We start from the raw sequence: 21,418 nt of genomic DNA, 5'->3' as shown, positions 1-21,418 counted from the left end.
TTAACGAATAGGCAAAAGCAATAGTCCATCAACTTTAGACGACTGAAAATCCAAAGGTTAAGATTCCCAACTTTTTTCAGAAGTTGGGAAAATTTTTGTGACTCTATTTTTAATAACTCCAGCTATGTATGTATGTCTGAGTATCTGTATAAATTAGATTTATAAAAAGCCTTTGAATGAGTCGCAAACTCAAAAATACATAGTATATTTACTGAGGTTTTACTCAAAATTAGACAATAAGCTATATAGTACATTCTTCACCTTGCTCGAAAAGAACATTTTTACTAACTATCTTGCAATCTCAAGAGAAATATGACGCAGAAAATCCTGAATTTCGTACAAGTTCAAAAAAATAATACAGATGGTGTTGATGGACTTGCTGGTGCTGAATTCCTCACTGTCAGCCCCGACGGTAAATTTCTCTATGCATCTGGATATCAAGACTCAGCAGTAGCGGTATTTGAGCGCAATCAACAAACAGGCGAGTTGACTTTTGTAGAAGTTCAAAAAGATGATACCAATGGTGTCGATGGACTTGCTGGTGCTGAATCCCTCACTGTCAGCCCCGACGGTAAATTTCTCTATGCATCTGGATATCAAGACTCAGCAGTAGCGGTATTTGAGCGCAATCAACAAACAGGCGAGTTGACTTTTGTAGAAGTTCAAAAAGATGATACCAATGGTGTCGATGGACTTGCTGGTGCTGAATCCCTCACTGTCAGCCCCGACGGTAAATTTCTCTATGCATCTGGATATCAAGACTCAGCAGTAGCGGTATTTGAGCGCAATCAACAAACAGGCAAGTTGAGTTTTGTAGAAGTTCAAAAAGATGATACCAATGGTGTTGATGGACTTGCTGCTGCGGCTTCTGTAACTGTCAGCCCCGATGGTAAATTCCTCTATGCTGCGGGATATGATGACTCAGCATTAGCGGTATTTCAGAGGGATACAACCACAGGTAAACTGAGTTTTGTCGAAGTTCAACAAGATGATACCAATGGTGTCGATGGACTTGCTAATGCTAACTCGGTCATCGTTAGTCCCGACGGCAAATTCCTCTATGCTGCTGGATATCAGGACTCGGCGGTGGCGGTATTTCAGAGGGATACAACTACAGGTAAACTGAGTTTTGTCGAAGTTCAAAAAGATAATACAAATAGTGTCGATGGACTTGGTGGTGCCTACTCCATCACTGTCAGTCCTGATGGAAAATACCTCTATGCTGCTGGATATGATGACTCGGCTGTAGCAGTGTTTGGGCGGGATACAACCACAGGCAAACTGAGTTATGTGGAAGTTCAAAAAGATGGTATCAGTAGCGTCGATGGGCTTGGTGGTGTCTACTCTGTCACTGTTAGCGCTGACGGAAAATACCTCTATGCTGCTGGATATCAGGATTCGGCAGTTGCGGTGTTTGAGCGCAATCAACAAACAGGCCAACTGAGTTTTGTAGAAGTTCAAAAAGATGATACAGATGGTGTCGATGGACTTGGTGGAGCCGTTTCTCTAACTCTCAGTCCCGATAGCAAATACCTCTATACTGCTGGATATGATGACTCGGCGTTGGCAGTGTTTAGTACGCCTTTCAATCATGCGCCAGAGGTGACAAATGAAATTCTTGACCAAGAAACCACCGAAGATAGTGTCTTCAAGTTCACTGTTCCAGTTGACACCTTCAGCGATGCAGATTCTGAAGACATCTTGACTTACACTGCAACTCTAGAAAATGATAACCTACTGCCTAGTTGGTTGAACTTCGATCCTACTACCCTTACCTTCAGTGGGACTCCCAAAAATAAGGATGTAGGTAATCTAAACATTAAAGTCACTGCTAAAGACACTGCTGGAGAGCAAGTTAGTGATACATTTACCCTTGGGGTTGCCGATCAAAATACGCCTACCACTCTATTCACCTTAATTACAGGCGATATCTTTAGTGTCAAAAGTAAGCTGAAGATTAAAGGCAATAAAGCAAAAATCTCAATCAAGATTAAAACCAGCACTTCTAAAGAGGTGAATGAACTGTGTGTATTTAATGTTGATGATGATGAAGGTAAAATTGATGGCATAGCCCCTGGTGCAGAAGGCTATACACAAGCTGCTCTTTTACGCTCCAAGGTGATTTTCTGCTCCCTTGCTAATATGCCCAAGGGTTTCAAGCACGACAACCTGAAAAATGTCTTAGAATTTGAGTCAAATACCAAACTCCGATTCTATATGGTATCTAACAGTACTACTCAGGCTGTACTGTCTGGAAAAGCTTCTTTTTCAAGTGTCGTTTTTTCCTCAGCTACCAATACCAACACAGCAGAGGAAGGGTTTTCTCTCAACTTCCAGAATTTAGTTGTAGATATTCAAGCAACCAATCAAGAAGTATCTTTAGGTACTGGTCTGCAAGGCAAATCTCAAGGCGAACTGATTGATTTACGGAGTGTGACACAATCAGTAACTGCTGAGTTTACAGTTAACAGAGAAGCATCTTACAACAACTTTGTCGGCTTCTATCAGGTGGCTGATGAAAATGGTGGTATTGACACCAATGGCGATGGCACAGCAGATATTCTTGTTGGGCAAGCTGGTTATACCGAAGCTGCTATGCGTGGGCGTGTTGCGGGCATTGACTTGGCGGTGGATAACCAAGGTACTGCAAATTATACTGGCACTTTCGGCCCGAATTCTCTGTTTGCACCATTTATCATTGTGGATGGTAAACCCGATGAAATTCTTAATGGCAATGGCAATAAGAATGTTTACTTTGCATTTTTGGGTGCTAACTCAGATAAGGTAGATCACATTCGACTATTGGCAAATAATACCTTTGGTTTTGAGGATTTAGCCAATGGTGGTGACAAAGATTACAACGATGTGATTGTACAGGTCAATTTGAGTGCCAATCTTGCCTAGTGGTCTGTCAAATCCATTTTGACGGTTGGAGAGACGCGATAAATCGCCGTCTCTACAGAAAATTTATTCGTCAATTATTTATTGACAGACTACTAGTATCAAAGGCGAGTAATTACTTAGTAAAATCATACAACCTCATCCCGGTTGCGGGGTGGGGTTATTTTATGTATAGCGATTAATGGACTTGCTATTAATTAAACTAGTAAATTCACTGAAGGCAGTTATTGTCTTTCCTTCATAAATTTAATAGTTGATTCCTCTAGGGTGACAAAAAATCTTTACCTTTACTTTTCTAGTTAATTTTTATTAAATTAAGCTAGCAAAAAAGTGATGGAGAATTCTTTAATAATTAGGTATGGGTGCTGTTTAACGAGGAAAGCTGACTTTCGCCATTAGTAATATTGTCAATCCCTATATTCAAGAATTTGTAAAAAATAATTCAGAAATTTAAAGTTTTTTTTATTACATAATTCTTAACTAGGGTATTTACTTAGGAAAGCATCTGTGATATTTTCATGTTGATTGTTATAAATTAAAATATGGAACGCCAAATTTAACAACCGCGTTTATGTATCTTGGTTTGATGATGAGTATCCATATCGCATATTTGCAATGCTAAATATTGATTTTAATTTTGTATAAATTATGTAGTGTTAACCAAGTGATAACTTGTCACCGATCTATTTACACTATGCTTTATTTTGAAAAATGGATAACAATCGTCACCGTGTGATATAAATACAGGTCTGCAATTAGACGAACCTTCTCTCTGTGCTTTTACACATTTAAACACCTGAATTTCACAAAAGCCTTGTCACTGCTGGCATAAAACCAAACACTGCCACTGTTAGTAAAAGAGATACCCCCTAATATTTTCGACTGAATTCCTCACTTTTAGTTGTTTTATATGACTTATATTAAGAACACTTTTCCCGAATTTCTCACCACCATTGAGGGGTTTGAGCAGTTACCAGATGGAGCGATCGCTAATCTATCAGAACAACTGCAAGCTTGGCGCTATCGCATCGGTCAGAAAATCATCGGTAAAGAAAGTCTCCCAGACCGCATCACGATCATTTATGAGGGACAAGTGCGGCTGTTGGGATACGACCCCCAGACGCAAATGCCAATCACCCTAAAATTACTGCAACCAGGGGAAATTATCGGTGAAATTGGTTTGTTGCGCGATATGGCCTGTGAAACTGCGATCGCTTCCACCGAAGTAGTATGTTTAACCTTGAGTGCAACAGCATATTTTAGCTTTCTGGCTTCATACCCAGCTTTTGCCGAAGCTCGCAAGAACCGCAGTTATTTAGTAGAAGTTTTCGATATTCTCGCTTCCTATTGGCAAAAACAAGCGATCGCTACCTTAAATCTCAGAGAACTGGCAGAAAAAGCCTTACTACAGGCGAAAATACACTATCTCCCTTCAGGAAAAACTACCTTCAACCAACTGGATAGTAAAAGCGTCTGGTTTGTCAGTGGCGGCGGTACAATCACGAATTTCTCACCTGGCGATCGCTTAGAATCAGACGATGATAGAGACAAAATTCAGGTTATAGGTCAAAACCCCGCACGGTTGCTTGGTATACATCCGTCAGATTTGATCTTAGAAAATAGTCATGAGATAGAACTTGCGGTAACTGAAACCAGAGTAGATAGAGATAGCGCTGACGATGTAGATATTATTCCCTACGCATCAGACGAAATAGTTCCCCAGACAGCCCCCGAAAACTCAAAGAATTCGTCAAAACAAAAATACCCATTTTTTGGCGGTAAGGGAGAGCTAAATTCAGCCTTCGCTTGCTTCCAAATGATCGCCAAGCAGCTAGAAATGCCGTTTCGTCGAGAGGTGGTTCGCCGCATCTTAACTGAACAAGTCAAACGTCAGGGGACTATATCGTTTCAAGTTACTGCTTACCTGGCAGAGTTAATCGGACTGAAGGCGCAGTTGATAGAGATACCAGTCGCTTCAATCGCGCGCATTCCTACACCGGCGCTGATTCGTTATGGTGATAATTTTGCCGTTTTATATGAAGCGGATGCAAATACGATGGTTGTAGGTGTGCCATCCCAAGGAATTGTGCGCTGCAAACCCGCCCAATTGGTTGAACAATTAGATGTCGATCCAACTGACTTTCCGCCCAAAGTTAGGGTATTACTGCTCACTGCTACCAGAGAAACACCCCAAGAGCGCTTTAGTTTACGGTGGTTTCTACCCTATTTGTCAAAACACCGTCGAGTCCTGATAGAGGTTTTTATCGCTTCCTTTTTCGTGCAGTTGGCAGCGTTGGCAAATCCTCTAGTCGTTCAGTTAATTATCGACAAAGTTATCACTCAAAATAGTATTGGCACACTACATATTTTGGGAGTTTTACTATTAGTAGTCGGGCTATTTGAAGCAGTGTTGACTACCTTACGAACCTACTTATTTGTCGATACCACTAATCGGATCGATATGGGTTTAGGGTCACAAATTATTGACCATTTACTACGTCTACCACTGCGCTATTTTGAACGCCGACCGGTGGGTGAACTTTCCACACGCATCAACGAACTAGAAAATATCCGCCAATTCCTCACGGGTACTGCCTTAACAGTGGGGTTGGATGCTCTATTCTCGGTGGTTTATATCGGTGTGATGCTGATTTATAGTTGGCAACTCACCTTAGTCGGCTTAAGCACAATCCCCGTGTTTGTCGTGATTACCTTAATTGCTTCTCCCACTATTAGCAGACAGTTACGTGCCAAAGCCGAACGCAACGCCGAAACTCAATCTTATTTAGTGGAGGTGATGTCAGGCATTCAAACAGTAAAAGCGCAAAATATCGAATTGCGATCGCGCTTTTCTTGGCAAGAGCGTTATGCCCGATTTGTCGCTGCTGGTTTTAAAACAGTTGTGACTTCTACCCTCGCTAACTCTACCAGCAACTTTCTCAACAAACTCAGCAGCTTACTAGTTTTGTGGGTAGGAGCTTATTTAGTACTGCAACAACAATTAACATTAGGCGAATTAATTGCCTTTAGGATTATATCGGGTTATGTCACCAGCCCAATATTACGTTTAGCTCAACTCTGGCAAAGCTTCCAAGAAACAGCCTTGTCTCTAGAGCGTTTAAGCGATATTGTCGATACCCCACAAGAAGGAGAAACAGACCGCTACAATATACCCTTACCTACCATTAAGGGAGCAGTGAAATATGAAAATGTTTCCTTCCGCTTTGGTACAAGTGGCCCTCTGCAACTTTCTAATGTCAACCTGGAATTTGCGCCAGGTAAATTTATCGGCATTGTCGGGCAAAGTGGGTCTGGTAAAAGTACAATGATGAAATTACTGCTGAGACTTTACGAAACTGAGTCCGGCAGAATTTTGATTGACGGTTATGATATCGCCAAAGTAGAACTTTATTCCCTGCGACGACAAATTGGCGTAGTTCCCCAAGAAACATTATTGTTTGACGGTAGCGTTCAGGAAAATATTGCCCTAACCAATCCCGAAGCCACAACCGAAGAAATTATCGAAGCGGCTCAGGTGGCGTGCGCCCACGAGTTTGTCATGAACTTACCCAACGGTTACAACACGCGGGTGGGAGAACGGGGTTCTGCACTCTCAGGTGGACAAAGACAAAGAATTGCGATCGCTCGTTCTGTTTTACAACGACCAAAATTATTAGTTTTAGATGAAGCAACTAGCGCATTAGACTATCCCACAGAACGGCAAATATGTCTCAACTTAGCCAAAGCATTCAAGGGTGATACAGTATTTTTTATTACCCACCGACTGAACACCGTAAGTAATGCAGACATGATTGTTGTCATGGATAATAGCAGGGTTATAGAACAAGGTAGCCATCAAGAATTAATGGCTACTAAAGGTCATTATTATTACCTGTATCAGCAACAAGATGTAAACTTGTAATTAGTCATTCTTGAGGGCAAAGGTTTTTGCGATCGGGAAACATTGCCCACCCTAAAAAAATCCAAAATCGCTCGATTGAGCGTAGTCGAACTCTAAAATCCAAAACCGAAAATCGTTATGACTCAACTTAATGGGAATCATCTCAACGGCAATCAGAAAAACGGCAATCACAAAAATGGAGTCAAGCAAGATTCACCAGTACTGACAAAACAACAGAAAGCTGCTCAAGAGTCTTTCACTAACTTAAACAATCAAGAATTTGAGCAATCCATTGTCTTGCGCCAATCTCCAATTTGGTCGCGTACAATCATGGTTACACTCATGGGGCTAGCCTGTTTCGGAATTGCTTGGACTTATTTTGCAAAAATTGAGCAAGTAGTGCCAGCAACAGGGCAATTAAAACCGCAAGGAACAGTCAAAGAAGTTCAGGCTCCTGTTAGTGGAGTCGTGAAAACAGTTAATGTAAAAGATGGAGAACAAGTGAAGCCAGGAACTTTACTGCTAACCTTTGATTCCATAGCCTCTGTTGCCGAATTAAATTCTTTGAATAAAATTCGCCTTGCATTAATGAAAGAAAACCAGATTTATCGCCGATTGATGAATGCAAGTACCGCCAATGGATCTGAAGTGTTATATTTGCGCGGTAATTTGCCACAAGAAACTGCTTTTCTACTGAAAAGTCGGGCAGCATTAGTAGCAGAAAATGAATTATTCCGCACTCAATTAAAAAATTTGGGTCAAGATTCTGGAGTAGGAATTGATGAACAGCAACTTCTAAGAGTGGCCAAACAGGAATTAGACTCTCGCTCCTCAGCAGCACGGTTGGAAGTAGAGAAAACCAGAAAACAACTTACTCAAAACCAATTTAAACTGGAAGATAGTAAAGCAAGTTTGGCTATTCAACAGGGGATTTTAAACAAGCTAAAGGTATTAGCAGAAGAAGGTGGCATTTCTCAACTTCAGTATCTCAACCAGCAACAAGAAGTCCAAAACCGCACGGCGGAAGTAGCGCAACTAGGCGAGGAAGATAAACGCCTCAAGTTTGATATCGAAAAAGGACAACAAGAGTTAAGCAATACGGTGGCTGTTTCTGATAAAAGTATTTTGGATAAGATAGCTCAGAATAAACAGCAGATTGCCACAATCGATAGCCAATTCATGAAAGTTGTGCTGGATAATGAGCAGCGTTTGGCAGATGTCAATAGTAAAATATCTCAATCCCAGTTAAATGTTAAATATCAAGAACTCCGCGCACCTGTAGCTGGAACAGTTTTCGATTTGCAAGCAAAAAATCCTGGATTTGTCGCAACTCCAACAACAAAACTGCTGCAAATTGTCCCCAATGAAAACTATATCGCAGAAGTTTTCATCACTAACAAAGATATTGGGTTTGTGCGAAAAGGCATGAAAGTAGATGTCAGAATTGACTCCTTTCCTTACAGCGAGTTTGGTGATATCAAGGGAGAAGTGATTGGGATAGGGTCAGATGCATTACCACCAGACCAAACCCATCAGTTTTACAGATTTCCGGCAAAAATCTCATTAGATAAACAATCTCTAGTAATTAAGGGCAAAAAAGTTAACTTGCAATCAGGTATGTCCATCAGTGCCAATATAAAAGTGCGCGAAGAACGGACTGTGCTTAGTTTATTCACTGAGTTGTTTACCAAGCAAGTTGATGCTCTTAAAGAGGTACGATGAAGAGGGTTGAGTTAAAAGAGCGCAGTGACTCCACAAGAAGAGTTGCTGCGTCACTAAGTACATCCTACTAAATACTTTTACTTTTTTCTCTCTCAGTACTCAGCACTGGCTCAACGCCTTGCTAACAGCACACAGCACTCTTGATGATGGTTAATTTTCAACGTATCGAACCCGCTCCCGGACAAGAATCAGTTTGGGATTATCCCCGTCCTCCTCTGTTGGAGGACACAACCAAACATATCCAAATAATCTTTAACGGAGTAGTAATTGTAGATACTCACAGCGCCAAACGTGTTTTAGAAACCAGTCATCCTCCTTCTTACTACATTCCCCCAGCAGATATCAAAATGGAATATCTACAGATGTCTCCGCAATCTAGTTTTTGTGAGTGGAAGGGAAGTGCTGGTTACTACATAATCCGAGTTGGTGAGAAAGAAGTCCATAATGCTGCCTGGTTCTACCCCAAACCCACACTAGCCTTTGAATCTATCAAGGACTATGTAGCTTTTTATGCTCATTTAATGGATAAATGCTACGTTAATGGCGAAGAGGTTCAACCACAACCAGGTAACTTCTACGGCGGTTGGATAACCAGTGATATTGTTGGACCATTTAAAGGCGCTCCTGGTACTTGGGGATGGTGAGTCAATTTTAGATTTTAGATTTTAGATTTTAGATTTTAGATTCAAAGTAAGTGAAATAGTTAGGCGTTGCACAACAAAGGTATCGCGCCGAGATACAACCAAAAACCCTCAAGATGACCTGAAAAGCCTGTTGAAGGTGTGAAATTTGGGTTGTAACAGAATCTTTCAATGTAGTGGCGTGACAAGGCTAAAATGTTGCAAAAAAAATGTAGGTTGGGGAGCCACTGCGTTGCGCGGGTTCCCCGAGTTGTAGCAAGTGGCGTTGGAGGCTTTGCGTAACCCAACATCCTGATATATGTTGGGTTGCGCTCCGCTCCACCCAACCTACGTCTACGTCTACGTTTAATGCACTATTTTAACTTGCCACGGCAGTAGGTTTGGTTGTAGCTTACTTTCCTGTAGGGTACAGCAGTGAAACTGAACATGAACAAGAATAAAATGTTGGGTTTCGTTCCTTAACCCAACCTACTACTAATAAACTGAGTTTTTTGATACTACAAAAAACTCAGTTTTTCAGATATCTGAATTGATGTTATAGCTATCTAGCAGCTTTGGCTTCAAACATCAAATACGTCCCTCCTAGTCCTTCTACAATTGTGCGTGTATTGGCAATCATCATTTTCTGATAAGTATCCGCGTCGCTTCCTGGTTCACCAAGTCCCTCAGCATATAGCTTTCTGTCAGAAATGTTCACTTCAGCTTCTTTGGCTACAGATTGAATTAAATTAGGATTAATTTCCACCTCAGCAAAAATTGTTGACACTTTAGCCCGTTTAATATTTGTAGCCAAATTGTTGACTCGTTCGGCTGTCAGTTTTTCGTTACTACTAATACTTTGCAATCCTCCTACCAATGAAATACCGTATGCTTTGGCGTAATAACTCAGCGCATCAGATGTTGTAACTAACTTACGTTCTTTGGTAGGAATACTGGCAATTCTTGATTTAATCCAGCTATCTAGTTGAGTGAGTTCATTTGTAATTTTTTTGGTGTTACTGGTATAAGCCTCTGCATCACTAGATTGTAATTTTCTCAAATTACTATTAATTACCTCCACCATTCTGATAGCATTTTTGGTATTGTGCCAAACATGAGGATCGATTACATTCTTACCACCTGCCTGAAATTTCTGTGTCTTAGACACTGCCAGTTGACCGACGGCTATTTTCGGTGCAGAGTTTTTAGTTGCTTTAATTAACTTGATCAGATTTGGTTCAAAATTGTAACCAGTATAAAGAATAAGATTAGCTTGCTCAATGGCTTTCCGATCTTCCGATTTTGGTTTATAAAATTGAGGGTCGGCACTAGGGGAAATTAAACAGGTGAGATTAACTGTATTTCCGGCAACCTGTCTGGTTAAGTCACACAGTACGCTTGTAGTTGCTACAACTTGGGGAAGATTCTCATTTATCTGGGTGCTAGTCTGAGTGAATGTAGTTCTTGCAGCTTGATTTCCACACCCAACAAATCCAATCGTCAAGGCAGCAAGAATAGCTTGGAAGAAATTATTAAATGGTGATTTTTTTGACATCCTCAACTCCTACTGGATGTATAGAAAAGATAATCATTATTGGTAAAGTATTAGTAAAATACCAGGGGGAAATCTTCAGCAGGGAAGAGGTTAAGGGCTGACGGGGAAGCCTTCGGCAAAGAAAAGAGAAAGGTTAAGAGAAGCGACTGCGAATGGCTTATTTCCACCGTGCTGTATTAGTGAGGTTTTTACAGGCGAAATATTAGTTAACTTCACACGACGGGTGGAAAACTGGTAGAGGTAGCAGCACAATAATAAAGGCGATACTGGGAAGTCTCCAAGGAGTTTAGTGTAGTTCTCTCACTATCTGTTGAAGTGTCTATACAATTGTGCCTACATTCCACAAAGGTCGCAAATTGATTAAGATTATCAGGTTAAGAAGTGGGAGGTAGTAATGATGGGGCTTATCGATCATACGGGTTGATTTCGCAAACCGAGTTGTGAATCTAAGGCAATTGTAGCTGTGGTTTTACAAGGTGTGGATATATCGTTGTTACAAAATTGGCAAATTGGCGATTTTTTAGCCATCAACCTTTGTTACACTAATTTCACCTAGTAGAACCTTTTAATGGCGCTCAGAGTATCATCTAATACCAATTTAATTAACGATCGCAACACATCTTTGGTAAAGACGTGATGAATCGCGTCTCTAAAGATGGTTTATTTGTCGCATTCTTTTTTAAAATTGGTATAACTATTTTTTATTGCCAGAATCCATGATTTACTTTGTACCATAATTTTTATCCTCTAGTTTATTGATCGCTAAATAAGAGCCAAATCAAGTATATAGAATAATTCCTCAAAGCTAATACAAGATAAACAATGGTAATTTTAGTTGTCATAATTAACACCGTCATTTCGTTGATATTACTGTATGTAGCTTGGCGGGTGTGGCAACTTAAGCAGCAGTTGGCATACATAGCAGATAGATTAACCGCCTACGAAAGTTGTACCCATGCAGCATTGAATAAAGCACCCGAAAATATTTATCTCAGCCAGCAGAATATTTATAACTTACGGCAGAGAAATCAAGTGCTACAAATGCAAATTCAACAAGTGCGGCAAATTATCAGTCTATTTTTGCTAGGACGGCAAATCTGGCAGCGTTATTTTCCGAAACTAGAGTTAACATCTGGGAAAAGAACAGTTGCAAAATGAGTTACAGCAGAATTCAGAAGTAAAATAAAACACGCTTTATATCTGGATAACAGACGAACCGTTGTATACCTCACTTTCCTTGAAATCTGCTGTATGTCAGGTTCAGATGAACATTTATGATTAGGGCTGACGGGGGGACACGGAGAGAAGTGTGTAGTGAGATCCCATCGGGTGCATTGGTTTCTAGCGTAGGCATAGCCCGCCGCAGGCATCGCTTCCCCTTTCTATACGCTAATCTTAAGCAACCCAGCAAGATCGCCTTGATATTAATGAATAAAAGCAACATTTCTGGCTGATATTTTGTCACCATAGATTAACTGAATAAAATCGGTTGAGTCTTACAAGGGGAGAAAACCCACCTAAAATGGGTGTAAGGAGAGAAACAATAAGATGTCTAATAACCGTTCTGGAGTATTTATTGGCGGTTTGATGCTGGGAGCTACCATCGGTGCTTTGACCGGTTTGCTCGTGGCTCCACGCACAGGGCGCGAAACGCGTAAAATTTTGAAAAAATCTGCTAATGCTATCCCAGAATTGGCAGAAGATTTATCAATGAGTGTGCAAATTCAGGCAGATCGTCTCTCTGCGATCGCACTACAAAACTGGGATGACACTTTAGATAGATTAAAGGAAGCGATCGCAGCAGGTGTAGATGCCAGTCAGCGAGAAAGCCAAGTCTTGAAGCGACAAACATCTATTGAAGACTCAGATTCGCTTCCCCAACAATTAGAACGCTCATAAATGATATAACCGTGATTGAACCCCTGTTTTGGTTGGGACTTTCCTTACTTTTAGTCGCCACAAGCTTGACTGCGGTTTTAGTGGCGGCAATACCGGCTTTGCAGGAGTTAGCACGCGCAGCCCGCAGTGCAGAAAAGCTATTTGATACTCTCTCACGGGAGTTACCACCCACTCTAGAGGCTATCCGCGTGACTGGCTTGGAACTCACTGACTTAACTGATGATGTCAGTGAAGGCGTAAAAAGTGCTAGTCAAGTCGTGAAACAAGTTGACCAAAGCCTTGATAGTGCAAGAATTCAGGCTCAAAATCTGCAAGTAGGTACACGCAGCATTTTCATTGGCGCAAAGGCTGCTTGGAAAAACTTCACGCGCCAAAAACCAGCGAGGCGGACGAGCGATCGCTTGCCAAGCAATGAAAAACCCCCACTAACGTTGCGAGAACGAGAAGTGCTAAGGCAAGAAAATCGCCGAATCAAAGCAGAAGTGTACCGCGTTCATGACGGTTACAACGATGCCACTAGCTGGGAAAACAATTTTGATGAGGAAGATTGAGCAAAAATTAATTAATTATCCAGCTATAGCTCTATGCTATAAATCAAACCCAAGATGACAGCGAAAAGCTTCTCACCTGTTGAATTCGCAAAAAGTCACTATCACAGGAAACGACAGTTAAATTATTTTGCAGTGCAATAGCAGCTATCCAAATGTCATTTTCATCAAAACCCAAATCAACAATTTTAGTTTTTCGCCGCTTATTTTTATCTTTGGGTGCAAATTGATTGAATAAAGCTGCTTTAATTTGACCGTAAATTGTTGCTGTTTCTTCTGTTATGTGGTATATACGAATATCTTCTAGAAATTCTGTCAAGCGAACCAGATTATTTTCCTTGCGTTGGGATTTTTCCATCATGAATGTCAGTTCACCCTGGACAATTACGCAAGTAGCAATGTTATTTTCTCCAACTTCGTTCACGCGACGGACAATATTGGGATCGCCTAAAATAATGGCACTACAATGATTTGTATCAACTAAATACATTATTCAAATAGGTTTTCGTCATCAAATTTAGCTTGACCACGAGTAGCATATACTGCTTGAAGGCATTCTTCAAAGTCGTCACCTTCCCAAGTGCCAGCGTGTCGAAGAATGGAGCGTCCCGAAGCAGGACGGTATGTAAGTTGCTCTTTATCATTAGAAGTTTCTGTAGAATGCCTTAAAGGAATAGGTTCAAGCGTATCTGCTTCCAACTCCTTTTGTGTATATTTAACTTTAATAGAACGGATCAAATCGAGTGCTTCTGTTAGCAACTCCGGCGGTAAAGTTTCTATTTCTTGGATTAATAATTCTTTGTTAGTCATCTCTCACCTCTAATCATTCCCCTTTCATTTATTGTATAGGGAACTCCGCTAAAGCTTAGTGAATTTTGAGTTGTTAAAAACTTTGACGATAATAATAATCAAAAAGAGGATGAATGAGTCTAGTATCTATAGCTTCCTCCCCTCATATCTTGCACCGGGCGACTGGAAGTCGCGGCTACACAAGCAAAACCCGCGTAGGCGGGTTTCAAACCCTTAATTTTGCGTTAGTCCGCGTAGGCGGACTTGGTTTGTATAGCCGCGATTTATAAGAAACTGTTGGCGAATTAAAAGAGGGTCTAACCCATCATTCCTTATTACTCTGATTTCAGTCCGTTTCAACGGACTTGAGCTATTAGCCCGAAATTTATTTCAGGGCGGGAAAGCAACGCCAAACCAATGTTTTAGGGGTGAGGGGTCAAACCCACCGTGAATTGACCAACAGTCTCTTTATAATCGCCAGGTCTAGGTGCAAGATATAAGTCCCCTCTCCCTAGCCACAGGAATATTTTGAGTATTTTAACTTATTGACAAAATGTGCTTTATCCCAATATACCAAAAAGGCTACTCTCCCCTCCCCAAAAACCTTTTGCTTTGATCCCCTAGATTAGAGTAAAGTAAACAAGTGTAAAGAACTATCATTTTTCTAGTACTCTTTTAAAACAACTTGTTCGCTTTTACCGTTGATATTTGTATAAAAACGTCCATGCAATCTTGTTTTTGGCGACGAATTCTAGTATCTATTGCAATATTTTTCCTGGCTGGGTCGATTTGGGTGATGCATTCTCCCCCAGCACTGGCTTATGACAATCCTGAGTTACTCCCTAACACCTTTACCCCAGTTGTAGACTTAGCTAAATCTCTACCTGTGCTGCAAGAGGAAAAGCTTGTCAAAGAATTAGAGCAGTTTGAAGCCGATACGGGCTGGAAACTGCGAGTATTAACCCAATATGACCGCACCCCAGGTAGGGCAGTTATCAAATATTGGGGTTTGGATGACAAAAGCATTCTACTAGTTGCCGATTCTCGTGGCGGTAACATCCTCAGTTTTAGTGTCGGCGATGCCGTTTATGAACTTTTACCCCGGACTTTTTGGATAGAACTGCAAACCCGCTTCGGTAATTTGTATTTTGTCCGCGAACAAGGCGAAGACCAAGCCATTCTGCAAGCCTTAGAATCGGTTAAAGGCTGTTTGCTCAAAGGGGGTTGCAATGTTGTCCCCGGACTGCCACGAGAGCAATGGATTCTCACCTTGATTAGCTCAGTTATTGGTGGGGTGATTTGTGGATTTGCAGCTCAACCCCGCGAGAAAGGACAAGTTTTTGCTTGGCAATGGGCTTTAATTTTCTCACCTTTGTGGGGAATCTTGTTTATTGCCTTCGGCATTGGGCCAGTTGTGACACGCACAAGCGACTGGTTGCCTTTAGTTCGCAATATCTCTGGGTTTCTCATTGGTGTCTTGGTTGCCTACCTATCTCCTATTTTTAGTCGGCCTTCTTCCAGTAATGAGTTATGAGTGAGTAGTTAGGAGTTAGAAGTTTTTAATTAACTTATAACTCCTAACTCCTAACTCTCTGAAGCTGATAAGCTGAAAGCTAATATTTGAGAAGCTCGACAAAAATGGAATGGCACGTAACTGATGCTCAAAGTTTAGCAATCATTGATAGTGAAATTGGCGATCATGTATTTTCACCCGCAGAGTATGAGATTGTGCGTCGGGTAATCTATGCCACGGCTGACTTTGAGTATAAGTCTTTGATTCGCTTTTCTGAGCGTGCCTTGCAAGCTGGAGCAGCAGCGCTAGCCGCACGTACCACAATTGTGGTAGATGTCCCGATGGTACAAGTAGGTATTGCCTACGACATTCAAAACACCTTTGCGAATCCAGTCTATTGCAGCATGGAAGCCCTAACACGCCCTCAAAAAGAAAAGACTCGCGCAGCCTGGGGAATAGAAACCTTAGCAAAGCGTTATCCAGAGGGCATTTTTGTGGTAGGGCAAGCCCAAACAGCACTGACAGCACTGGTGGATTTAATTGAAGCTGAGGAAATTAGACCTGCTTTAATAATTGCAACTCCAGTGAAATTTGTAAATGTTGATGAAGCTAAAGAGCGTTTACAAGACTCTCTAGTACCTCACATTACAATTGACAGTCGCAAAGGTAATGCAGTTGTAGCAGCTGCGATCGTTGATGGATTGGTAGACTTAGCTTGGCAAGCTTATGGACAAGATGGAAATCGGGGGAGCTAGTACCGCAAGGCGGAATTAAAAATTAAAAATTAAAAATGAATACAGCGTAAGCGTTTCGTTAATCTGGAATGGGTGGTTTATTTACACCGTGCTGTGCTGGGAAAGTTGGCTCTATCATACCCCTGCTAAATAGTATTTAAAAGTACTGACATCTCCTGATATTATATTTTTGTTAAGTAGTGCCTATAAAGGAGCCTTTTGTTGTGGTAATTCGAGGTTTCAAGTTAAGCGCATATCTTGCAATTCCCGTGGTATTAGGTCTTTTGGTTGGGCGAGAAAGGATAAAAGTATATTTAGTTGAAAATATTTCTCAGATATTTACTAACAAAGAAATTATCCCATCTAGCCATGAGCTAATCAGCATTCGGGCAACTCCGAAAACATACTATGTTAGTGGTGCTGGAAATGACAAAAATAGCGGACTTTCTACTACATCGCCCTTTAGGACAATTCAAAAGGCAGCAGACCTTACCAATCCTGGCGATACAGTATTAATTATGAACGGAGTCTATAGGAATGCAAAACCAAGTGGGAACGCAGTATCTATTACTCGCTCTGGAAAAGCAAATGCATGGATTAAATTTAAAGCATATCCTGGACATCAGCCGAAAATTCAACACAATGGATGGCAGGGAATTTTGATTGACAAGGGAGCGTCATATATTGAGATAAATGGGTTGGAGGTGATAGGAAATAATGCCAACATAACCCTTGATTATGCGATGAGTCAGAAAACTAATAAAGTAAACCCGCTAACGAATGGAAACTGCATTAATGTGGATGGACGAAAAAATGGTCATAGTCACCATATACGGATTGTTAACAACAAGGTACATGGGTGTGGAGGAGCAGGTATTTCAGCGATTGAATCGGACTATGTGACAATTGATAATAACGAAGTGTTCGATAATGCCTGGTATAGCGTTTATGGTTGCAGTGGCATCTCGATGTTGAGCAATTGGAATTATGACAACAGGCGGGGATACAAGATGTTTGTTACTAATAACAAAACCTACAACAATCGGATGTATATCCCTTGGATTGCAGTTGGAAAGATTACAGATGGTAATGGGATTATTATCGATAGTACAAGAAATGATGAAAACCCAAAACTGAGTGCATATAAAGGATATACTTTAGTTAAAAATAATCTAGCATTTAATAATGGTGGGTCGGGTATTCATGCATTCTTAAGCGAACACGTTGATATTGTAAATAATACAGCTGTTTTAAATAATCAGAGTCCAGAACTTAATGGCGGGCAGATATTTGCTCATTCTTCATCTGATGTGAAAATTCTCAGGAACATTCTCTATGCTTTTCCTGGGAAAAATATTAATAATAAGACTAAAAATAAAAACGTTATTTATGATTATAATATCTACATGAATAGTTCTAAAATAAATGTTAAGGGAACTCACGATATTGTTGCAAACTCGCAGTTTTTAAGCAAGTATCCTACTCTAGAAAAAATATCTGACGATTGGAAATCGCGGTTAGATAAACAAAATCCGCCAACAAGGTCTTATGTAGAACCTGAGTCGGCAAGTTTTGCCTGTGGGACAGTGACTTATCGTTTACAAGGGAAACTCATCAAAATAGGATGCTCTCGTTAGCAAAAAGGCAGTATTTTAAGACGCGATAACAATTCAAAATTCAAAATTAAAGACATTTTCAGACGGGGATTTAAACCCCGACTGAAAATGATGCTACCTGTATTGTTGGGGTCTTAAACCCTTTGATTTACGATAAATCGCGTCTCTACATGATGGTTTTGCTGCTCATTCTGAACTGTATTTATACTGATTAATTATTCAATCCTCTACTCTACGCCGCCGACGTGGTTTTTGTTGTTGGTCTTCACGCAAGCGGCGACCGACTTCGTTAAAGAAATCCCGCCGCAGATAAGGATAATCGCTAACCCATAGGTCACGATTGGGAAAGTATATATCGCTGAATTGTTCAATACTGCTCAAATCTGAGCGATTTGACATCACCACCATTTCGGCAATTTGGCCGCGAGTAATAACTTTATGTGCAGGACGTAATGGTGCTACAAATTCAATGGTAAATCCTGTGTCATCACCTATCTCTAAGTTTATCTGTTTTTCTCGGTTTTCTATAATCACCAATTCGCCTTTGTTGTTGACTGTTTCGGTTTTACCCATCAACTGGTCTGTAATCCACCAATCTAGGACTCGACCACGGAAAAAGCCGCCGTATTTATAACGGCGGCATTGTAAATTCCGCATACTTGCTTGAAACACTGGATACCACAGCCAAAAAAAAGCGCTAATTATCCCTACCACAAATACTATTGAAGCAAACGCAAGCTTGAAAACAACTGTTGCAATTAAAATAACAACTACTGCAACTACAGAAATTAACAGCCGTTGCAAAAAATTTGAGAACTTCCCCCAGTAGTACTTATACTGCAAACCAGTGGCAATTAGGGGGACAACTTGTTCAAATTTCTGGCGAGTCAGTGGTACTAACATGAGTGCTGAGAGTGTGTTTAAAGTATCTTTTCTAATCCATATACTAACGACTTTAGCGCTAAGACTTTGCGAATCGCTAGTAGCACTCCTGGCATATAACAAGCGCGATCGCTCGTATCATGTCGTAAAGTATAAATCTGTCCGGCTGCGCCAAAAATCACTTCCTGATGGGCAATCAATCCCGGTAAGCGCACGCTATGAATTCTAATCCCTTCATCTGCGATACTGCCCCTCGCTCCTGCTAATTTCTCTGTTTCTTCTACAAGAGCAGGGTTGAAAGTTTTACCCAATTCCCCTAATAACTGCGCTGTTTGAATGGCAGTACCACTGGGAGCATCAGCTTTTTGGTTGTGATGCAGTTCGATAATTTCCACATGGTCAAAATATTTTGAGGCTGCGATCGCAGCTTGTTGCAACAATACCATCCCAATGGAAAAATTAGGAATAATTAGACAACCAGTGCTAGCTTTGTCGGCAAAGTCTGCCAAGTCTTGAATTTGTGCTGGACTTAACCCAGTAGTGCCAACTACAGGACGAATACCATAAGCGATCGCACTACGAATATTGTCATAAACTGAGTCAGGATGGGTAAAGTCTACAATCACCCCTGGAGGAGATTTTCTGTCGCCAGCCACATACCCCAACATCGGTTCTAATTGATTGGTAATTGGCACTTCCAGAGGTTCGCTTAAACCCGCCAACTCTCCAGCGTCTTTATCTTGATGTTCTAAACTGTGGTCAATTGCACCCACTAGGTTTAAGTCAGGCGCTTGTGCTACCGCCTTAATCACTTCACGGCCCATTTTGCCAGCAGCACCGTTGACAATAACCGGGATAGGAGCTTGATTCGTCATAGGTCGAGAAATACTTTTTGAGTCAACAAGGGAATTGTAAAGACTTTGGCGATCTAGTAGCTAGCTTCTCAAATTTTTGGCTTAATTCCACCTACCCTGAATTGTGCAGCTAATCGCTTAGTTTTTCTACTCTCCAAAATATCGGTTCTCGTTTTCATTGCACTATCTTACCCAGTAACCCTTTTTATTTGCCGATGGTACTGTTTTGATAAGTAGTCTTTATAAAATATATCAGCCTTTGTTTGTCAAGTCTAGTTGACCATTTGTAATATTTTATTATATTTATTTACATAGCTTAGTAAAGCTCCAAAGTAAGCTGCATAGCTAAGATTGCACCTTGTCTATTACCTATATAGTTTTGGTTGCATTGGGTGTTAACTAAGAAAAACAGACTTCGGTTTTACAATATCCCATCGACATTTTGGACTTCTCCCATCTACCTCGGCTATCAAGTCGGGGTTTTTTATGTTCTTCATTAGCTGCTTATTTAACATTTCTTTAGTAGTTATATTAATTCACGAAAATCCTGATACATATAGATTTATCGTAGGGGCATGGCAATGCCCACTGGTGTCAACTTAAGCTGGAAATAGCTTATCTGTTGGCTTCCATGCCCGCCCGGAAATAAATTTTCGGGCTAATAGCTTAAGTCTACTGAAGTAGACTGGAGATTTTTGGCGATATTTAGTCATCTTCAGATGACTTTAGCGATGAGACGGGAATTTCAATTCCCGGCGGACAAGCGGTTTCGCGTTAAGTTGACACCAATGGGCAATGCCATGCCCTTACCAGCGTATTTGTATCATTATTTTCTCAACCAAGCTTGTACTTGCTCTGAATCTTTTTGAAGTAGAACTCTTAAGAAATTTGTTGCTTCAGTTTCAGCCATAGTTAATGATGGAGTTAAGGAAACTTCCGCTCTCGCACTTCTGCGGCATAATCTTGCACAGCTTTGGTAATCGTCTCGCGCAAATTCGTGTAAACTTTGGCGAATGGTGGATGCTTCTCTACAAGTCCCAGGACATCTGAAGTAACTAAAACTTGTCCATCGCAGTGAATTCCCGCACCGATACCAATTGTGGGAATACTTAATTTTTGTGAAATCTGCATTGCCAAATCTGCGGGGATATGCTCTAACACGAGAGAAAATACACCCGCTTGCTCGAGAGCGATCGCTTCAAGTAAAATTTTCTCACTGGCTTCTTGTGTCTTGCCTTGTTGTCGCAAACCCAGTTGATGTATTGATTGTGGTGTCAAACCCACATGACCCATGACCGGAATTCCGGCTTCTACTAAACGAGCCACAGTTTCGGCCATTGCTGGATAGCCACCTTCTAATTTTACCGCTTGAGCGCCCGTTTCCTTTAGTACTCGCCCAGCTGAGTGCATCGCTTGTTGGAGACTTTCTTGATACGTCAAAAATGGTAAATCTACAACTACTAATGCCCGTTTCACCCCACGGCGTACAGATTTGGCATGATAGATAATTTCATCCAAAGTGATTGGCAGTGTTGTTTCATACCCTAAAACTACTGCCATAGAGTCACCCACAAGGATTAAGTCTACACCAGCTGCATCGAGGAGTTGAGCGATCGCATAATCCCAGGCGGTCAACGCGACAATTGAACGTCCCTGTTGTTTCCATTGAATTAATTGCTGGGTATTGATTGCCATTTTTTGAGTGCTGAGTAGTGAGTAGTGAGTGCTGAGTTAGAAGTTAAGAGTGAGAAGTTAAGAGTGAGAAGTTAGGAGTTTTCAATTTCAAAAATTATTTAACTTATAACTACTAACTCATAACTCTTAACTCTTAACTAATCATTTAACAGCGCGGCTGAAAGCAATATGGGGTTTTGCACTGTCCGT

General features: G+C 41.0%; 18 protein-coding genes. 12 read left to right on the top strand and 6 right to left on the bottom strand.

The features are described from left to right. Nucleotides 1-312: 312 nt before the first annotated feature. The 4 genes from HWQ37_RS11495 (at nucleotide 313) to HWQ37_RS11480 (ending at nucleotide 9,168) form a co-directional block, all read left to right on the top strand. Entirely contained in the window at nucleotides 313-2,904 is a 2,592-nt protein-coding gene (locus HWQ37_RS11495; RefSeq protein WP_292747152.1) for a beta-propeller fold lactonase family protein, read from the top strand. 907 nt (nucleotides 2,905-3,811) lie between these two features. After that, entirely contained in the window at nucleotides 3,812-6,823 is a 3,012-nt protein-coding gene (locus HWQ37_RS11490; RefSeq protein WP_292747150.1) for a peptidase domain-containing ABC transporter, read from the top strand. 117 nt (nucleotides 6,824-6,940) lie between these two features. Next, the gene (locus tag HWQ37_RS11485; protein ID WP_292747147.1) at nucleotides 6,941-8,524 is read left to right on the top strand and encodes a putative HlyD family type I secretion protein; all 1,584 of its coding nucleotides are present in this window, start codon (nucleotides 6,941-6,943) and stop codon (nucleotides 8,522-8,524) included. A 146-nt stretch (nucleotides 8,525-8,670) separates the two neighbouring features. Continuing rightward, nucleotides 8,671-9,168, top strand: a complete 498-nt coding sequence (locus HWQ37_RS11480) for a DUF427 domain-containing protein (protein WP_292747222.1) — start codon at nucleotides 8,671-8,673, stop codon at nucleotides 9,166-9,168. A 538-nt stretch (nucleotides 9,169-9,706) separates the two neighbouring features. Here HWQ37_RS11480 and HWQ37_RS11475 read toward each other — a convergent pair. Next, a complete protein-coding gene (locus HWQ37_RS11475; protein ID WP_292747144.1) occupies nucleotides 9,707-10,699 on the bottom strand; it encodes a metal ABC transporter solute-binding protein, Zn/Mn family in 993 nt (330 codons plus the stop codon). Between the two features lie 822 nt (nucleotides 10,700-11,521). Between HWQ37_RS11475 and HWQ37_RS11470 the strand changes: the two genes are divergently transcribed. From HWQ37_RS11470 to HWQ37_RS11460, 3 genes are all read left to right on the top strand, one after another. Further along, nucleotides 11,522-11,857, top strand: coding sequence for a hypothetical protein (locus tag HWQ37_RS11470; RefSeq protein WP_292747138.1), 336 nt, complete (start codon nucleotides 11,522-11,524; stop codon nucleotides 11,855-11,857). Between the two features lie 390 nt (nucleotides 11,858-12,247). Next, nucleotides 12,248-12,598, top strand: coding sequence for a YtxH domain-containing protein (locus HWQ37_RS11465; protein WP_292747135.1), 351 nt, complete (start codon nucleotides 12,248-12,250; stop codon nucleotides 12,596-12,598). 11 nt (nucleotides 12,599-12,609) lie between these two features. Then, nucleotides 12,610-13,149, top strand: coding sequence for a DUF948 domain-containing protein (locus HWQ37_RS11460; RefSeq protein ID WP_292747132.1), 540 nt, complete (start codon nucleotides 12,610-12,612; stop codon nucleotides 13,147-13,149). Between the two features lie 43 nt (nucleotides 13,150-13,192). On the opposite strand, the gene HWQ37_RS11455 is transcribed toward HWQ37_RS11460, so the two are convergent. Both HWQ37_RS11455 and HWQ37_RS11450 read right to left on the bottom strand, forming a co-directional pair. After that, nucleotides 13,193-13,636, bottom strand: coding sequence for a PIN domain-containing protein (locus HWQ37_RS11455; RefSeq protein ID WP_292747129.1), 444 nt, complete (start codon nucleotides 13,634-13,636; stop codon nucleotides 13,193-13,195). Continuing rightward, on the bottom strand, nucleotides 13,636-13,956 hold the full coding sequence (locus tag HWQ37_RS11450; RefSeq protein ID WP_292747126.1) for a DUF2281 domain-containing protein: 321 nt from the start codon (nucleotides 13,954-13,956) through the stop codon (nucleotides 13,636-13,638). The genes HWQ37_RS11455 and HWQ37_RS11450 overlap by 1 nt, the downstream gene beginning before the upstream one ends. A 113-nt stretch (nucleotides 13,957-14,069) precedes the next feature. Here HWQ37_RS11450 and HWQ37_RS11445 point away from each other — a divergent pair, with 113 nt between their 5' ends. From HWQ37_RS11445 to HWQ37_RS11430, 4 genes are all read left to right on the top strand, one after another. Beyond that, nucleotides 14,070-14,225, top strand: coding sequence for a hypothetical protein (locus HWQ37_RS11445; RefSeq protein WP_292747123.1), 156 nt, complete (start codon nucleotides 14,070-14,072; stop codon nucleotides 14,223-14,225). A gap of 434 nt (nucleotides 14,226-14,659) precedes the next feature. Beyond that, nucleotides 14,660-15,469, top strand: coding sequence for a TPM domain-containing protein (locus tag HWQ37_RS11440; RefSeq protein ID WP_292747120.1), 810 nt, complete (start codon nucleotides 14,660-14,662; stop codon nucleotides 15,467-15,469). Between the two features lie 104 nt (nucleotides 15,470-15,573). Then, nucleotides 15,574-16,203 carry a precorrin-8X methylmutase gene (locus tag HWQ37_RS11435; protein ID WP_292747117.1) on the top strand — a complete coding sequence of 210 codons (630 nt, stop codon included), beginning with the start codon at nucleotides 15,574-15,576 and terminating at the stop codon, nucleotides 16,201-16,203. 203 nt (nucleotides 16,204-16,406) lie between these two features. Then, nucleotides 16,407-17,819, top strand: a complete 1,413-nt coding sequence (locus HWQ37_RS11430; protein WP_292747114.1) for a right-handed parallel beta-helix repeat-containing protein — start codon at nucleotides 16,407-16,409, stop codon at nucleotides 17,817-17,819. Nucleotides 17,820-18,017: 198 nt separating this feature from the next. Here HWQ37_RS11430 and HWQ37_RS11425 read toward each other — a convergent pair whose 3' ends face one another. Both HWQ37_RS11425 and dapB read right to left on the bottom strand, forming a co-directional pair. Next, nucleotides 18,018-18,701, bottom strand: a complete 684-nt coding sequence (locus HWQ37_RS11425; RefSeq protein ID WP_292747111.1) for a phosphate ABC transporter permease — start codon at nucleotides 18,699-18,701, stop codon at nucleotides 18,018-18,020. A 17-nt stretch (nucleotides 18,702-18,718) separates the two neighbouring features. Continuing rightward, nucleotides 18,719-19,555, bottom strand: coding sequence for a 4-hydroxy-tetrahydrodipicolinate reductase (dapB, locus tag HWQ37_RS11420; RefSeq protein ID WP_292747108.1), 837 nt, complete (start codon nucleotides 19,553-19,555; stop codon nucleotides 18,719-18,721). Nucleotides 19,556-20,229: 674 nt separating this feature from the next. Between dapB and HWQ37_RS11415 the strand changes: the two genes are divergently transcribed. Then, the gene (locus HWQ37_RS11415; RefSeq protein ID WP_292747105.1) at nucleotides 20,230-20,403 is read left to right on the top strand and encodes a hypothetical protein; all 174 of its coding nucleotides are present in this window, start codon (nucleotides 20,230-20,232) and stop codon (nucleotides 20,401-20,403) included. A 55-nt stretch (nucleotides 20,404-20,458) separates the two neighbouring features. On the opposite strand, the gene panB is transcribed toward HWQ37_RS11415, so the two are convergent. After that, nucleotides 20,459-21,229 (bottom strand): 3-methyl-2-oxobutanoate hydroxymethyltransferase, encoded by a 771-nt coding sequence (gene panB, locus HWQ37_RS11410; RefSeq protein WP_292747103.1) that lies wholly within the window; start codon nucleotides 21,227-21,229, stop codon nucleotides 20,459-20,461. Nucleotides 21,230-21,418: the final 189 nt, after the last annotated feature.

Source organism: Nostoc sp. NMS4, from assembly GCF_017115095.1.
GTDB lineage: Bacteria > Cyanobacteriota > Cyanobacteriia > Cyanobacteriales > Nostocaceae > Nostoc.
This window is presented reverse-complemented; position numbering and strand designations above follow the sequence as displayed.

Coding starts and splice junctions, on each gene's coding strand:
- HWQ37_RS11495 (WP_292747152.1), top strand. CDS start 313: ATGACGCAGAAAATCCTGAATTTCGTACAAGTTCAAAAAAATAATACA.
- HWQ37_RS11490 (WP_292747150.1), top strand. CDS start 3,812: ATGACTTATATTAAGAACACTTTTCCCGAATTTCTCACCACCATTGAG.
- HWQ37_RS11485 (WP_292747147.1), top strand. CDS start 6,941: ATGACTCAACTTAATGGGAATCATCTCAACGGCAATCAGAAAAACGGC.
- HWQ37_RS11480 (WP_292747222.1), top strand. CDS start 8,671: ATGGTTAATTTTCAACGTATCGAACCCGCTCCCGGACAAGAATCAGTT.
- HWQ37_RS11475 (WP_292747144.1), bottom strand. CDS start 10,699: ATGTCAAAAAAATCACCATTTAATAATTTCTTCCAAGCTATTCTTGCT.
- HWQ37_RS11470 (WP_292747138.1), top strand. CDS start 11,522: ATGGTAATTTTAGTTGTCATAATTAACACCGTCATTTCGTTGATATTA.
- HWQ37_RS11465 (WP_292747135.1), top strand. CDS start 12,248: ATGTCTAATAACCGTTCTGGAGTATTTATTGGCGGTTTGATGCTGGGA.
- HWQ37_RS11455 (WP_292747129.1), bottom strand. CDS start 13,636: ATGTATTTAGTTGATACAAATCATTGTAGTGCCATTATTTTAGGCGAT.
- HWQ37_RS11450 (WP_292747126.1), bottom strand. CDS start 13,956: ATGACTAACAAAGAATTATTAATCCAAGAAATAGAAACTTTACCGCCG.
- HWQ37_RS11445 (WP_292747123.1), top strand. CDS start 14,070: ATGAGTCTAGTATCTATAGCTTCCTCCCCTCATATCTTGCACCGGGCG.
- HWQ37_RS11440 (WP_292747120.1), top strand. CDS start 14,660: ATGCAATCTTGTTTTTGGCGACGAATTCTAGTATCTATTGCAATATTT.
- HWQ37_RS11435 (WP_292747117.1), top strand. CDS start 15,574: ATGGAATGGCACGTAACTGATGCTCAAAGTTTAGCAATCATTGATAGT.
- HWQ37_RS11425 (WP_292747111.1), bottom strand. CDS start 18,701: ATGTTAGTACCACTGACTCGCCAGAAATTTGAACAAGTTGTCCCCCTA.
- dapB (WP_292747108.1), bottom strand. CDS start 19,555: ATGACGAATCAAGCTCCTATCCCGGTTATTGTCAACGGTGCTGCTGGC.
- panB (WP_292747103.1), bottom strand. CDS start 21,229: ATGGCAATCAATACCCAGCAATTAATTCAATGGAAACAACAGGGACGT.